The sequence below is a fragment of the Neorhizobium tomejilense genome, from assembly GCF_964254135.1.
Classification (GTDB): domain Bacteria; phylum Pseudomonadota; class Alphaproteobacteria; order Rhizobiales; family Rhizobiaceae; genus Neorhizobium; species Neorhizobium tomejilense.
The window spans coordinates 342,539-356,622 of record NZ_CAXUSO020000002.1; the positions used below are offsets into that span (position 1 = coordinate 342,539).

Consider the following 14,084-nt stretch of genomic DNA (forward strand, 5'->3'; position numbering starts at 1 on the left):
CGTCTTCGACTGCGTGAATATGGTCGGATCATAAAATCCGCTGATTGCGTGCCGTGCTACGGCCGAATGCGACTCCACGGGGATGCAATGGAATGGGCACGGCTATGCCGGAACCTCGACCACCGTTGCGCCCTGCAAGCGATCGCGAAGAACCAGGGGTAAGTAGTGACGTCGAGCGACTGGCTGAGAGCGGAAATTTCCGACCACGAAATGACAAGAACGTTTGCGGCGATCGCACCGGCTGCTGTGCTGGTTGCAGCGGTGTTCTATATCGACGCCTTCACGACCATCGAGAGCGCGATCGCCGTTCTGTACGTAGTCGCACTCCTCCTGGCTGCTCCGATACTGACCCGCCGCGGGACCATTGTCTTCACTGTTGGATGCGGCGCGCTTGCTCTCGTCGCCTATGTTGTTGCCCACAGCGACGATGTCGATGTCCCGAGCCTGCTCAGGCTGGTTGTCGCGCTGTCCGCTCTGACCATAACCTCAATGCTGATCCAACGCACCGACCTGGCGCATGAACGGCTGATGAGAGCAAACCAGGCACTTTTCGAAAGTGAGACCAGGTACCGTTCGATTTTCGAACAGAGCCGCGTGGCGCTTTGGGAGCGGGACTACTCGCTCGTGCGGGAATTCCTTCACTCCCTTCGCTCCCGCGGGGTATCCGACTTTCGGGCCTACGCAGCGGAGAATCCGGACATCGTGGTCGAGGCGATGTCTCTGATCCGGACGATTGATGCAAACGGCGCGGCGCGCGAATTACTCGGCCTGTCACCCGACGAGGCGCTTCCAATGTCTCTCTACCCATACCTATCGACGGAGACCGAATCGATCCTGGATATGCTGGATTGCGTTTTTTGCGACCGCGACAGGTACGAGGGGAAGTTTCGAATAACTTCTCGGGATGGAACGGCGCGCGATGTCCTTTTAAGCCTTCGTTTCCCCAGTGACCCGTCAGCCTTCAAGAGGATCGCCGTCGGCATGTTTGACATCACCCAGCGCGAGAATACGCAGCGGGCCCTCAGAGATGCACAAGCGGAGCTTGCCACCGCCGCCCGCGCGGCGACTGTAGGAGCGTTGTCCGCCTCCCTGGCTCACGAGTTAAACCAACCTCTCGGCGCGATCGTCATGAACGCTCAGACGCTACTCCGTTGGCTGGACAAGAATCCGCCCGATCTGGAGGCCGCCAGGCACTCTGCGGAGCGCATGATCCGTGACGGCCAGCGCGCCAGCGACATAATCCTCAACGCTCGCACCATCCTGAAACCGGATAAGCGAATTCTTCAAGACGTCCGTATCGATGAGCTTGTAGAGGAGACGCGTGCCCTCATGGACCACGACCTTCTTCGCGAAAACGTGCTGCTCGTGACGGACGTGGAGAAGGGCCTTCCGACCGTAAATGCGGTCAGGATCGAGATCCAGCAGGTTCTGATCAATTTGATATCGAACGGCATCCAAGCCCTGGCCGGAAAAGCAGGTGGAGATCGGGTGATTCACATCAGATTAGGGCAATTGGTCCCCGACGCACTCTCGCTCACGGTTCGCGATACCGGCGAGGGCATCTCCCCTGCAATCATGAACAGACTGTTTGACCCGTTCTTCACCACCAAGCCGACGGGGATGGGGATAGGGCTGTCGATCTGCCGTCACATCATGGAGGGGATCGGGGGGAGCCTGACCGCTACAAATCATGATCTAGGCGGAGCTGTATTCGAGATGACAATCCCCATCAGGGCAACGCAATGAACACTAAAAAAGGCGCACAGACAGAAGACCCAGTTCCGACGGTACACGTCGTTGAGGACGACGAAGGATTCCGGGAGTCGCTGACCGATCTCTTCACATCAGTCTCCATTTCCGTTGCAAGCTATTCCAATTCGACGGAGTTTCTGAAGAGCAGCAGAAGCTTGGATCTGGGATGCGTGCTCCTCGACGTCCGATTGCCGGGGATAAACGGGCTTGATTTCCAGACCGAACTTGCGAAGGCAGGTGTTCGACTGCCGATCATTTTCATGACCGGCTATGGCGACATCCCCATGACCGTGAGAGCAATGAAAGCCGGAGCTCTCGATTTTCTGACCAAACCTTTCCGTGATCAGGACGTCATCGACGCCGTCAACGCTGCCTTCCAGCTCAGCGCTTCACGTAAAAACCACTGGGATGCGGTGACGGCGCTCAAGGCCAGGTACAAGACCCTCACCGAACGCGAGCGGGAAGTGATGCATGAAGTCGTCACGGGGCTGATGAACAAGCAGATCGCGTTCAATCTCGGCATCAGCGAGATCACGGTGAAGATCCACCGGGGGAACGTAATGCGCAAGATGGAAGCCAAGTCGGTTACGGATCTGGTCAAGCAGGCCGAGCTGCTCGCCGCTGACTGGCATCACACCGACGTATGATACCGGAGGAGAAGCTCATGGGATAACTTTCGTCATCGCTAATCGAGACGAAAGCTTATTCCTTTGCCCCACTCCCCAATTATCGCGATCGTCGACGACGATGCTGCGATCCGTGAAGCACTCGAAAGCCTGGTTCAGTCCTGCGGCTATGAAAGCAGGCTGTTCGTCTCCGCCGAGGACTTTCTTGCATACGAAGACCGGGCCGCGATCAATTGCATGCTGCTTGACGTCAACATGCCCGGCCTTACCGGGCTCGAACTGCAGGACCGCCTGAACAAGGAGCCGTCCACCCCACCCATCATCTTCATGACGTCCTATCAAGACGAAACGTCGAAACGTGCCGCGATTGGTGGCGGCGCGTTGGCGTTCCTCCCCAAGCCCGTTGATGTCAATCGTCTGATCGATGTGATCGAAATTGCGATTCGAAGCCGATCAATCTATGCCCGTAGTCGCGCCGCCGGACGTGCCGGCCTCTAGATGTGAGCTTTCAGGAGGTTGTCCATTCGGAGCGGATTTAGGAGACTGGAGTTACCACACCTCAGTTTTCCAGGATCGCTCCGAATGAACATCCATAAGAATGCCCGACTGACGCCATTGCGTCGAGAGGAGATGGCCGTCGCCGTTCTCGGCGGCGCGCTCACGAAAGCGCAAGCCGCCCGCGTCTATGCCGTTTCGCACAAGATCGTGTCGCGCTGGGTTGAACGCTTCAAACAGGGTGGGCGCGCCAAGATGGCCGATCGCTCGTCGCGGCCCAAAACAGCCCCCAGCAGACAGATCAGGTTTTGAGCGAGCGCATTGTCGCCCTTCGTCGCCAGCGCCTGACCGGCGAGCACATTGCCATGGAGACAGGTGTGTCACCCGCCACCGTCAGCCGCGTTCTCAAGCGGGCCGGACTGTCGCGGATGAAAGACATTGCTCCAGCCGAACCGGTCGTTCGCTACGAGTATGCCGAGCCAGGCGGCTTGATCCATCTCGATATCAAGCGCCTCGGCCGCTTCGATCGGGTCGGTCACCGCATCACCGGCGACAGGACCGGCCAGAGCAATTCACGCGGCATCGGCTGGGAATACGTCCATGTCTGCATCGACGACGCCTCCCGCATCGCCTTCACCGACATCTTCCCGAACGAAAAGGCCGTCAGCGCCATCGCGTTCCTCAAGGCAGCCGTTGGCTATTACGCCAGCTTCGGTATTACGGTTACGCGGGTCATGACCGACAACGGCTCGTGCTACATCGCCAAGGATTTCGCAAAAGCCTGCAAGGCGCTCGGGCTCAAGCACATCCGCACCAAACCCTACACACCAAAGACAAACGGCAAGGCGGAGCGATTCATCCAGACCGCATTGCGCGAATGGGCATATGCTCGTGCATATCCATCCTCAGATCACCGCAAAGCGCACCTACCAAACTGGAACCATATGTATAATTGGCATCGCCCTCATGGCAGTCTAAAATCAAAAACACCCATCAGTCGCCTCGGGCGCGACCGAGACAACCTCTTGAGGCTCCACATCTAGAGCGATGGTGCCGGCGCGCCGACGCCGGCCTCGCTATGCGTATTCACGCCCGCACGCGAGGGTGATCCACTACGCCGGGAACAGACGCGTCTACCTATCACGGTTGTGGTTGCCTGGCGGCGGAAGCGGAAACATGACGGCCGGGTTAGTTCCGGCACGATCTTGCCGCAGGGATGGCGCGCACCTAGCCCGACGCGGTCCACCCCGCGGGACGGCGGAAGTGGGCTGGAGATCGTGGACAGCCGGGCGGCGAGCGATGCGGTCGCGCAAGCTACAATCTGTCGACGTACTTTGTGCCTCGCATCCAATCCTTGCGGCGTCCGATCGGTGCAGGGCTTACGGCGTCCTTCGAACCGTTCGCCGGAGCTGTCATATGGTCCTGCCGGCCGGACGCCCGAACCAGCCGTTTGCGTGACAACGGATATGGCACCAGAGATGACATCGGATATGGCAACATCGGGCGCTGCGACTACGGACGCCCCTGGATGCTTGCGGTCACGCCCGCTATGAAATATCGTGAAATGATTCATAGCATTGCGGAGTTCCTGGGCGCCTATGACCGCGTGTGAACCGAGCGAGTCCTACGCCTCTTCGCCGCTGGCCGGAAGCCAGTCGCGATAGAGGTAGAGAGCGGCCGGCTCCAGATTGTCGGTATTGCCGACGACGCGCAGAACGGCGCAGCGCCCGCCGGGAATAAGACCCGCCGCCAACCCTTCGTCATTCGCTCCTATCGGGAAATCGATGCCCGCACACAGGTCCATCCGATATTCGGCCGGCAATGCGGGCCGCCGCTCGGAGCGGAAGACGTTGAAGATTGGGCTGATCTTCGGCGATGATAGGCCCTTGGCCTTTCGCCAGGCGATGAACCGCTGGATGGTATCGCCAATCGTCGCCGGGTCGCCCCGGTGCTCCATGATCGCCACCGGCGTCGGGGCCACGTCGCGGATCGTCACGTCTTCATGGGTATAAGTCTTCTGCATGAGCTTGCTCCTGGCGTTGTCGAGAGGCCCGAAGGCCGCAAGCCACGGCTCCCATTCGGGAGATTTTCGGAACGACGAAGGCGATTGTCCGAAGCGTTGCCGGAAGGCGCGGGCGAAAGCGTCCGGTGCCTCGTAACCGGCATCCATCGCTATGTCCGTGACGCTTTCGGCGTCTCTGTAGGCCAGCCGGTACGAAGCGCGCTTCATGCGGGCGAGCTGGACATAGCGATGCACGGACAACCCGAAGGTCGCCGTAAACTGCCGGTGGAAGTGGTATTTCGAGAACGCCGCGACGCCGCTCAACGCTTCCAGGTCCAGATCACTGTCGAGATGCCGGTCCATGTGGTCCAGCACCCGCTGCATTCGGGCATGGTAATTTTGAAGTGCCGCCTTCATCGTGTCTTTCTCCGTGGCGACACCAGCTAGGCCCTTTCGAATATGTCGCGCTCGACCGATCTTGCGATTTTGGCATGGATCGACGGCTGTCAGCCAGCGACGGCTTTCAGGCAAGCGTGCGAGATTCAGAGATTCCTAGTGTGCCGTCCCGTCGACGATAACGTGGTCGTGGTCCATCGAGCATTTCTCGATGCGGGCGTGGACCTTGTAGACGTCGCGCAGCATGTCGACGGTAACGACTTCGCGCGCGTTGCCGCAGGCGCGCATGCGGCCGTTGGCGATCACCAGAACCTTGTCGGCAAACCGCAGGGCCTGGTTGAGGTCGTGGATGGCAATCATCACGATCATGCCTTTCGAGCGCGCCCGACGCCGCATGAAATCCAGCACTTCGACCTGGCGGTGAAGATCGAGCGCGCTGGTCGGTTCGTCCATCAGCATGATTTCCGGTTCGCGCACGAGCGCCTGGGCGATCGACACCAGCTGGCGCTGGCCGCCGGAGAGCGCGCCGAGATCGCGAAACGCGATGGAGGTGATGTTGAGCGCCCTCATGATTTCGTCGATGAACGAGAGGTCGCTGTCGCTGACGGTCCAGGACCGGCCCTGCTTGCGGGCGAGAAGAATGGATTCGTAGACGGTCAGCACCGCATTGGCCGAAGTGTCCTGCGGCATGTAGGTGATGGCGTTCCTGGTCCTGGCGCCGTCGATGACGATATTGCCAGGACCCTTCAAAAGGCCGGTGATGCGCTTGAACAGCGTCGACTTACCGGCGGCGTTAGGGCCGATGACGGCGATCAGCTCTCCCGCCTTCATGACTGGCGTCGTCACGTCTTCTACGAACAGCTTGCGGCCGTGATAGGCGCCGACCGATTGCAGTTGCATCGCTACCATGACCGGCTCCGGTTCGAGAGGATGAGCGAGAAGAAGAACGGTACTCCGACCAGCGCCGTGATGATGCCGATCGGGAAGACCACGCCCGGGATGATCGACTTCGAGACGATCGAGGTGACCGACAGAAGCAGCGCTCCCGACAGGATCGAGCCCGGCAGGAAGAAACGCTGGTCTTCGCCGAGGATCATGCGGGCGATATGTGGGCCGACCAGGCCGACGAAACCGACCGTGCCGACGAAGCTGACCGGGACTGCGGCGAGCAGCGAGATGATCAGCATGGTTTCGAGCCGGATGCGCCGGACATTGACGCCGAAGCTCGCGGCCTTGTCCTCGCCGAGCCGGATCGCGGTCAGCGCCCATGCGTGGCGCGCAAACAGCGGCAGCGCGATCAACAGGACGGCAAGGGTGATGCCGATCTTCGGCCAGGTCGCCTTGGTGAGGCTGCCCATGGTCCAGAAGACGACCGCCGACAGCGCCTGCTCGGACGCGAGATATTGCAGGAAGGCGAGCAGCGCGTTGAAGGTGAAGACCAGCGCGATACCGAGCAGGACGACCGTCTGCACCGAAACGCCGCGCATCTGCGAGATAAAATGGATGAACAGCGTGGCGATCAGCGCCATGATGAAGGCGTTGACCGGCACCAGCAGGGTTGCCGCAACCGGCAGGATGGAGACGCTGGTGACGATCGCCAGCGCCGCCCCGAAACTGGCAGCCGCCGAGATGCCGAGCGTGAACGGGCTTGCGAGCGGATTGGCCAGGATCGTCTGCATCTGCGCACCGGCGACCGACAGCGCGGCCCCGACCACGATTGCCATCACGGCGACCGGCATGCGGATATCCCAGACGACCGCCCGTATCTGGGCCGAGACGGAGGAGGGGTTTATCAGCGCGGCGACGACTTCGCCGAGGCTGTAGCGGGCCGGCCCCCAGGCGAGATCGACGGCAAATGACAGGCAGAGAGCGGCCGTCATGGCGGCGAGGATCAGAAGTTTTCGGCGGGCGAGGGCGCGGTAGCGCTCCCGCCCCGCTTCAGCTTCGATCGGCAATGGCAATGCGGCGATCTCGGCCATATCGGTTTACTTCGCTGCCTTGGCGTCCAGCCAGTAACCCGGCTGATAAGGGACCGGCAGGAATTTCTCGTGAAATTCCTTGAAGGTCGCGTCCGGATCGAGATCGGCGAACAGGTCGGGATGGAACCATTTCGCCATCTGCTGGACGGCGGCGAACTGGTAGGGGCTCGTATAGAATTGGTGCCAGATGGCATGCACATTGCCGCCCGCGACTGCCTTGGAACCGGTGAAGGCGGCGTTCTGCATCAGGGCGTTCAATGCCTTGCCGCTGTTCTCGGCGGTTGCGGCGGCCGTCGGACCGACATTCACGAAGTCCTTGGCGTTCTTGGTCTGGCTCCAGTTGGAACCGGTGACGACGATGACATCCGGATTGGAGGCGACGACCTGCTCGGCATTGATCGAGCCGGTATAGCCCGGAAGGAAGTCCGAACCGAGGTTATGGCCGCCTGCCCAATCCACCATCAGGCCAAAATTGTCCGGGCCGAACGTGCCGCAGCACTCGACGAGGCCGGCCGCACGATACATGAAAACATTGGGTTTCTTCGGGTTGGCGGTCTTGAGCTTGTCCGTCACCCGCGCCATCTGCTGTTTCCAATAGGCGGCGACGGCTTCGGCGCGGTCCTCGTGGCCGAAAAGTTTGCCGAGCACCTTGAGGCTCGGCTCGGTATTGGCAAGAATCTGCTCGCGGAAGTCGATATAGACGATCTTCACGCCGATCTTGTTCAGCATCTCCTCGAGCTTCACCTCGTCGGCAGCCTTTTTGTTGCCGATCGGCAAAAGCATGACGTCCGGGTTCAGCTTGACGACGGTCTCGGTCTGCAGCGTGCCGTCCGTCAGGTTGCCGAGGAAAGGCAGTTCCTTGCCCTTCGGGAATTTCGCGAGATAGGTGTCGTAACCGTCCTTGTCGGTGGTCAACAGGTCGTTGCGCCAGCCGACGATCCTGGCGAAGGGATCTTCCTTTTCGATCGGAGCAACCGAATAAAGCATCCGGCCTTCCCCGAGAATGACGCGCTCAACCGGCTTGTCGAACGTCACCTCACGGCCAGCCACGTCCTTGACGGTGAAGGACTGCGCCAGCACAGAAAAGGGCAAAAGGCTCGCCAGTACAACCGTTGATGTTGCAAGCATTTTCGCGAAATTCATCTGGAAACTCCCCCGATGTCTGATAATGTCCGCATGCATATGAAATATGACTTTTGGAATCAAGTTCTATGTTTTAGAGCTTTTCCAAAGTAGTCTGACTGTCGGGGCGCCTATAATGAATTCGATGAACTCCAACTATTCCATCCGTGATGAAATCCGCGACTTCTGGTCGGAGAGGGCGGCGACGTTTGACGAGAGCGTCGGCCATGAAATCTTCTCGGAGGAAGAACGCAAGGGCTGGCAGCGGCTGATCCGCAAGCATCTGGGCGATGGCACCGGCCGCGCCGCTCTGGACCTTGCCTGCGGCACCGCCGTCATCTCGCATCTGATGAACGATGTGGGCTTCAAGGTCACCGGTCTCGACTGGTCGGATGCGATGCTGTCCCAGGCACGCGCGAAGGCTGCGAAGCGCGGCACCGATATCCGCTTCGTGGCCGGCGATGCTGAAAACACAATGGAGCCGAAGAACAGCTACGACGTCATCACCAACCGGCATCTGGTGTGGACGCTGGTCGATCCGCCGGCCGCCTTTGCGGAATGGTTCTCCGTCCTGAAGCCGGGCGGCAAACTGCTGATCCTCGACGGCAACATGGGCAAAGAGACCTGGGTCAAGGGCCTGCAGAAGTTCTGGTCGAGGATCACCGGCAAGCCTGCGCCAAGCCACATGAGCCCTGCCATGGCGGCGCGCCACCAGAACATCCGCTCGCGCGTCTATTTCTCCGACGCGATGCCGGCCGAAGCAGTGGTCGATCTGCTGACCAAGGCGGGTTTCGTCAACATCGTCGTCGACCGCAAGCTGTCCGACATCCATTGGGCCCAGGCCCGAAAGATGCCCTTCCTGCGCGGCCTCGAACGGATGGTGCAGGAACGCTTCGCGATCTGCGCGACGAAGCCGGAATAATCTCCCGATATGAGGTGGCCCTTGGAGGCCACCTGTCGACCCACCGCAAATATGCACAGCATTTATGGTCGCCTGACATGATTGTGACCGGGCTGTGACCGTGGGGCATTAAGCTTTGACTGTTTCCCCCGAAACCCGGGGGAAGCGCAAAGTAACGCGGATCACGATCCGGCCTCATCCCGGCCTTGCGCGTGCCTCGTTTCGGGACGTGCGCCCGATGCGATTAACCTTGTGATAACCGATCGATTTTTGAATGGGCTATCTTCTGCGCGCGGCCATCGCCGCCGCGGCTCCCTCGCCATTTCCGACCATGGAGACAAGATTGTCCATCAAGCTTTTCGCCCTTTCCGCGCTCGCTCTTTCCACAATCGCAGCACCCGTCCTTGCCCAGCCCACCCCGAGCATGGTGAAAAAATTCGACGCCTGGGGCCTCTATTCCTACAAGGGCGACGGCGGCACGACCTGCTACGTGCTGACCACGCCGACGCAGATGCAGCCCGCCAATGTCGATCACGGCGACAACTTTTTCCTAGTCGCACCAAAGCCTTCCGGGTCAGGCTTCTACCCGCAGGCGATCATGGGTTACGACCTCAAGGGCGGATCGCAGATGACGGTCACCGTCGACGGCCGGACCTTCGCCCTGGAGCCGAAGGGCAATTCCGGCTGGACGAAGCAGGAGAGCATCGATGCCGCTCTTATCGCGGCGATGAAATCGGGAAGCAGCATGACGCTCGAAGCGGTCTCCCAGCGCGGCACGCAGACCAGCTACACTTTCTCGCTTTCCGGCGTGAGTGCGGCATTGACCCAGGCAGGGCGCTGCGGCTGACAGGGTTTCGCTGGCGTTGTCATGGCGGATGTGCTATTTGTCATGACAACAATTGGAGCGACTGCCATGAACCTGCAGATACGTGATCCCCTTGCGCATGAACTAGCCCGCGAACTGGCGGAGAAGCGAAAGATTACATTGACCGAGGCGGTGATAGTGGCCCTGAAAGCTGAGCTGGAAAAGGAAAACTCCGCACAGGAGAAAAGCAGGTCGCTCGTCGAGCGGCACGCCTTCCTGGCTGAAAAGCTGAAGGCACTTGGCGCCGGCGAAGGCCGTGAGATGACCAAGGACGAGATTGATGAGATGTGGGGCCACTAGTGTTCATCGATACCTCGGTGATCGTGGCAATTCTTGCTCAGGAAGATGATGGCCCCGCCTGGTCGAAACGGATGGAGGGTGCCGAGCGCCTCCTGACAAGCCCGCTTGTTGTTCTCGAGGCAACGATGGTTCTGTCGACCAGGCGGATTGCCGATCCACTTGTGACCCAGATGGTGGTTTCGGACTTTCTCCGAAGCAGCGGCATCGAAATCGTCCCAATCGAGGAAGCCGATGGCGAGCTGGCGATCCGGGCTTTCCGGGATTACGGCAAGGGCAGGGGACACCCGGCGCAGCTTAACCTGGCCGATTGCCTCTCTTACGCTTGCGCTAAAAACCGTGGCCTGTCGCTACTCTACAAGGGCGACGACTTTGCCCGTACGGACTTGGCCTGAAGCCCTTCGGACGGCGTCGAAAATAGCCGTCGGCGCCCATGGTTTTTTCGTGGCAATGCCCTAGTTGACGATTGTCAAAAAGGCTGTCTCAGGTGATCGTTGTCATGTAAGACGGCATAGCCGATCGCCGCCGAAAGCCCGATGATGAATCATTCGACTGCCGAGACAGCCTTTCTTTCGCATAGCGGCGAAATGGCCCGTCTTATTGCGGCTTTCGATTGGGCGGGCACCTCGCTTGGGTCGATCGCCGCCTGGCCGCAGAGCCTCAAGACCACGATTTCCCTCATGCTTCGTTCGCCGGTCCCGATCGTCACGCTGTGGAACGAGGACGGGGTGATGGTCTATAACGACGCCTATTCCGATTTTGCCGGACGGCGTCATCCCGGCATCCTCGGCTCCAAGGTGCGCGAGGGCTGGCCTGAAATCGCCGACTTCAACGACAACGTCATGAAGGTCTGTTTCGCCGGCGGCACGCTTGCCTATTCCGACCAGGAAATGGTGCTCGACCGCTCCGGCGTGCCCGCCTCCGCCTTCATGAACCTCTATTATTCCCCGGTCTACGACGAGGCCGGAAAACCTTTCGGCGTGGTGGCGATCGTCGTGGAAAACACTTCCAAGGTGCGGGCGGAGCGACGGCTGCAGGGCGAGGGCGAGCGTCTGAGGCTGATGTTCGACCAGGCGCCGGGCTTCATGGCCATGGTGACCGGCCCGGACCATGTTTTCGAAATGGCGAACGGCGCCTATATGCGCCTTGTCGGCGGCCGCGAGCTGCTCGGGCGGCCTATCCGCGAAGCTCTGCCGGAAGTGGCAGAGCAGGGTTTTTCCGACCTGCTCGATGAGGTCCGCAGAAGCGGCCGTCCTCATCTCGGCCAAGGGGTGAGCGTAATGTTGGCGCGCCGTCCCGGACAGCCGCCGGAAGAGCGTTTTGTGGATTTCGTCTATCAGCCGATCGTCGACGACGCAGGCCAGCCGACTGGCATCTTCATCCAGGGCAGCGACGTCACCGATCTGAAGAAGGCGGAGATCGCGCTTCTCAAGGAGACCCGGCATCTCGAGGTGCTGAACCGGCTCGGGGCCGAACTTTCCGCCGAACTCGACCTCGAAAAGGTGGTGCAGATGACCACCGACGCCGGCGTCGAGCTAACCGGCGCCCAGCTCGGAGCTTTCTTCTACAACGTCGTCAACGACCGCGGCGAGAGCTACATGCTCTATGCACTGTCCGGCGTTCCCCGGTCGGCGTTCGAGAATTTTCCGATGCCGCGCAACACGGCTGTTTTCGCGCCGACATTTAGCGGCGAGGGTGTTATCCGCTCCGACGACATCATGGCGGACCCACGCTACGGCCGGAATGATCCGTATTTCGGCATGCCGAAGGGGCATCTGCCGGTGCGCAGCTATCTTACGGTTCCGGTGATCTCCCGCTCCGGCGAAGTGCTCGGCGGCCTGTTCTTCGGCCATGCCCAGCCGGCTCAGTTCCGCGAGGAGCATGAGCGGCTGGTGGTGGGGGCTGCCGGCCAGGTGGCGATCGCCATCGACAATGCGCGGCTTTTCCGCGCCGCGGAGCGCGACCTGGCAGAACGCCAGCGCGCCGAAGAGGCGCTGCAGGTGCTGAACGCCGGCCTCGAACAGAAGATCGCCTCCGAAATCTCCGAGCGCATGAAGATGGAAGAGGCGCTGCGCCAGAGCCAGAAGATGGAAGCGCTCGGCCAGCTGACAGGTGGCGTCGCGCATGACTTCAACAACCTGTTGCAGGTGATTTCCGGCAATCTTCAGCTTCTCGCCAAGGACGTTGCCAGCAACGAGCGCGCCGGCCGCCGGGTGGAGAATGCGCTTGCCGGCGTGCAGCGTGGTTCCAAGCTCGCAAGCCAGTTGCTCGCCTTCGGTCGCCGCCAGCCGTTGGAGCCCAAGGTCGTCAATATCGGCCGGTTCCTCACCGGTATGGAAGAGCTGCTGCGCCGGACGCTTGGCGAGGATATCGAGGTCGAGACGGTCCGCTCCGGCGGCCTCTGGAATGTGCTGGTCGACCCGACCCAGATCGAGAATGCGCTGCTCAACCTCGCGATCAACGCCCGCGACGCGATGGAAGGCGGCGGCAAGTTGACGATCGAGGCGGGCAACGCTTTCCTTGACGACAATTATGTGCGCCAGCATGCGGACGTGCCGGCCGGCCAATATGTCATGCTGGCGGTGACCGACACGGGCACCGGCATGACGCCGGAGGTGATGGAACAGGTGTTCGAGCCGTTCTTCTCGACGAAGCCCATCGGCAAGGGCACCGGCCTCGGCCTCTCTATGGTCTACGGTTTCGTCAAGCAATCCGGCGGCCATATCAAGATCTACAGCGAGCTTGGACAGGGCACGACCGTCAAGATCTACTTCCCGCGCATCCAGCGCAGTGAGGATCTGGTGACCGACGCCGATTTCGGCCCGGTGACCGGCGGCACGGAAACCATTCTGGTGGCGGAGGATGACGAGCAGGTGCGCGCCACCGTCGTCGAGCTGCTCGGCGATCTCGGTTACGCGGTGCTGAAGGCGAAGGACGCTGCCGGTGCGCTGAGTATCATCGAAAGCGGCGTGCCGGTCGATCTTCTGTTCACCGATGTTGTGATGCCCGGGCCGCTGAAGAGCACCGAGCTTGCCAGGCACGCGCGCGAGCGGATGCCGGATATCGCCGTGCTGTTCACCTCAGGTTATACGGAAAACTCGATCGTGCACGGCGGCCGGCTCGATCCCGGCGTCGAATTGCTCTCGAAACCCTATACCCGCGAGGCCTTGGCGCGAAAGATCCGTCACGTGCTGAACGGCCAGCAGCATCGCAACCGGGTGAGGGCGTCTTTTGCAGCCAAGCCGCCCGCCGCGCCGATCGGGCCGCGGCCGGTTCTGCCGCGTTATTCCGTGCTGCTGGTCGAGGACGATTTCCTGATCCGCATGAGCACGGCCGATCTGCTGGCCGAACTCGGGCACCAGGTTTCCGAAGCCTCGACCGCGGAGGAGGCTATTACGATGATAGAGGCGCGCAGCTTCGACGTTGTGGTCACCGATCTCGGCCTGCCGGGTCTTTCCGGCGGCGAGTTCGCACAGCAGGCGCGCAAGCTATCTCCCGATGTCGGCATTGTATTCGCGACCGGTAACGACCGCATTCCGGACGAAGCGGCAGTAGAAGGGGCAGTACTTCTGAAGAAGCCCTACGGCAGCCAGGAGATCGCAATAGCCTTCGAAAAGATTGCAGTGCAGAAGGGCTGAGAACCAGTCGT

General features: G+C 60.8%; 11 protein-coding genes and 2 pseudogenes. 9 read left to right on the forward strand and 4 right to left on the reverse strand.

The window, feature by feature from the left end:
- Positions 1–165 precede the first annotated feature (165 nt).
- The 4 genes and pseudogenes from ACSQ3G_RS24400 to ACSQ3G_RS24415 all read left to right on the forward strand — a co-directional run bounded on the left by ACSQ3G_RS24400 (position 166) and on the right by ACSQ3G_RS24415 (position 3,916).
- Positions 166–1,746 (forward strand): sensor histidine kinase, encoded by a 1,581-nt coding sequence (locus tag ACSQ3G_RS24400; RefSeq protein WP_245441249.1) that lies wholly within the window; start codon positions 166–168, stop codon positions 1,744–1,746.
- A complete protein-coding gene (locus tag ACSQ3G_RS24405; protein WP_105403896.1) occupies positions 1,743–2,399 on the forward strand; it encodes a response regulator transcription factor in 657 nt (218 codons plus the stop codon). Before ACSQ3G_RS24400 ends, ACSQ3G_RS24405 begins: the two co-directional genes overlap by 4 nt.
- A 63-nt stretch (positions 2,400–2,462) precedes the next feature.
- Positions 2,463–2,876 (forward strand): response regulator transcription factor, encoded by a 414-nt coding sequence (locus ACSQ3G_RS24410; RefSeq protein ID WP_436112032.1) that lies wholly within the window; start codon positions 2,463–2,465, stop codon positions 2,874–2,876.
- Between the two features lie 84 nt (positions 2,877–2,960).
- Positions 2,961–3,916 (forward strand): annotated as a pseudogene (locus ACSQ3G_RS24415) (IS481 family transposase).
- Between the two features lie 584 nt (positions 3,917–4,500).
- Here the strand turns inward: ACSQ3G_RS24415 and ACSQ3G_RS24420 are convergent.
- The 4 genes and pseudogenes from ACSQ3G_RS24420 to ACSQ3G_RS24435 form a co-directional block, all read right to left on the reverse strand.
- A pseudogene (locus ACSQ3G_RS24420) lies at positions 4,501–5,292 on the reverse strand (AraC family transcriptional regulator); the annotation flags it as partial.
- 135 nt (positions 5,293–5,427) lie between these two features.
- Positions 5,428–6,180 (reverse strand): ABC transporter ATP-binding protein, encoded by a 753-nt coding sequence (locus ACSQ3G_RS24425; RefSeq protein WP_436112033.1) that lies wholly within the window; start codon positions 6,178–6,180, stop codon positions 5,428–5,430.
- The gene (locus ACSQ3G_RS24430; RefSeq protein ID WP_105440605.1) at positions 6,174–7,250 is read right to left on the reverse strand and encodes a FecCD family ABC transporter permease; all 1,077 of its coding nucleotides are present in this window, start codon (positions 7,248–7,250) and stop codon (positions 6,174–6,176) included. The genes ACSQ3G_RS24425 and ACSQ3G_RS24430 overlap by 7 nt, the downstream gene beginning before the upstream one ends.
- A 6-nt stretch (positions 7,251–7,256) precedes the next feature.
- Entirely contained in the window at positions 7,257–8,393 is a 1,137-nt protein-coding gene (locus ACSQ3G_RS24435; RefSeq protein WP_436112034.1) for an ABC transporter substrate-binding protein, read from the reverse strand.
- A 115-nt stretch (positions 8,394–8,508) separates the two neighbouring features.
- On the opposite strand from ACSQ3G_RS24435, the gene ACSQ3G_RS24440 reads away from it, so the two are divergent.
- From ACSQ3G_RS24440 to ACSQ3G_RS24460, 5 genes are all read left to right on the forward strand, one after another.
- Positions 8,509–9,294: a class I SAM-dependent methyltransferase gene (locus ACSQ3G_RS24440; RefSeq protein ID WP_436112035.1), complete on the forward strand. Its 786-nt coding sequence runs from the start codon at positions 8,509–8,511 to the stop codon at positions 9,292–9,294.
- Between the two features lie 310 nt (positions 9,295–9,604).
- Positions 9,605–10,120, forward strand: a complete 516-nt coding sequence (locus ACSQ3G_RS24445) for an invasion associated locus B family protein (protein WP_436113183.1) — start codon at positions 9,605–9,607, stop codon at positions 10,118–10,120.
- A gap of 66 nt (positions 10,121–10,186) precedes the next feature.
- Positions 10,187–10,438 (forward strand): type II toxin-antitoxin system VapB family antitoxin, encoded by a 252-nt coding sequence (locus tag ACSQ3G_RS24450; RefSeq protein WP_345928378.1) that lies wholly within the window; start codon positions 10,187–10,189, stop codon positions 10,436–10,438.
- Entirely contained in the window at positions 10,438–10,830 is a 393-nt protein-coding gene (locus tag ACSQ3G_RS24455; protein WP_436112036.1) for a type II toxin-antitoxin system VapC family toxin, read from the forward strand. Before ACSQ3G_RS24450 ends, ACSQ3G_RS24455 begins: the two co-directional genes overlap by 1 nt.
- 336 nt (positions 10,831–11,166) lie before the next feature.
- Complete coding sequence (locus ACSQ3G_RS24460; protein ID WP_436113184.1) at positions 11,167–14,073, forward strand: response regulator; 2,907 nt, start codon at positions 11,167–11,169, stop codon at positions 14,071–14,073.
- Positions 14,074–14,084 lie beyond the last annotated feature (11 nt).

Bases quoted from the DNA above. Each gene is read 5' to 3' on its own strand.
- ACSQ3G_RS24440 (WP_436112035.1), top strand. From the start codon at position 8,509: ATGAATTCGATGAACTCCAACTATTCCATCCGTGATGAAATCCGCGAC.
- ACSQ3G_RS24450 (WP_345928378.1), top strand. From the start codon at position 10,187: ATGAACCTGCAGATACGTGATCCCCTTGCGCATGAACTAGCCCGCGAA.
- ACSQ3G_RS24430 (WP_105440605.1), bottom strand. From the start codon at position 7,250: ATGGCCGAGATCGCCGCATTGCCATTGCCGATCGAAGCTGAAGCGGGG.
- ACSQ3G_RS24460 (WP_436113184.1), top strand. From the start codon at position 11,167: ATGGTCTATAACGACGCCTATTCCGATTTTGCCGGACGGCGTCATCCC.
- ACSQ3G_RS24405 (WP_105403896.1), top strand. From the start codon at position 1,743: ATGAACACTAAAAAAGGCGCACAGACAGAAGACCCAGTTCCGACGGTA.
- ACSQ3G_RS24425 (WP_436112033.1), bottom strand. From the start codon at position 6,180: ATGGTAGCGATGCAACTGCAATCGGTCGGCGCCTATCACGGCCGCAAG.
- ACSQ3G_RS24435 (WP_436112034.1), bottom strand. From the start codon at position 8,393: ATGAATTTCGCGAAAATGCTTGCAACATCAACGGTTGTACTGGCGAGC.
- ACSQ3G_RS24445 (WP_436113183.1), top strand. From the start codon at position 9,605: ATGGAGACAAGATTGTCCATCAAGCTTTTCGCCCTTTCCGCGCTCGCT.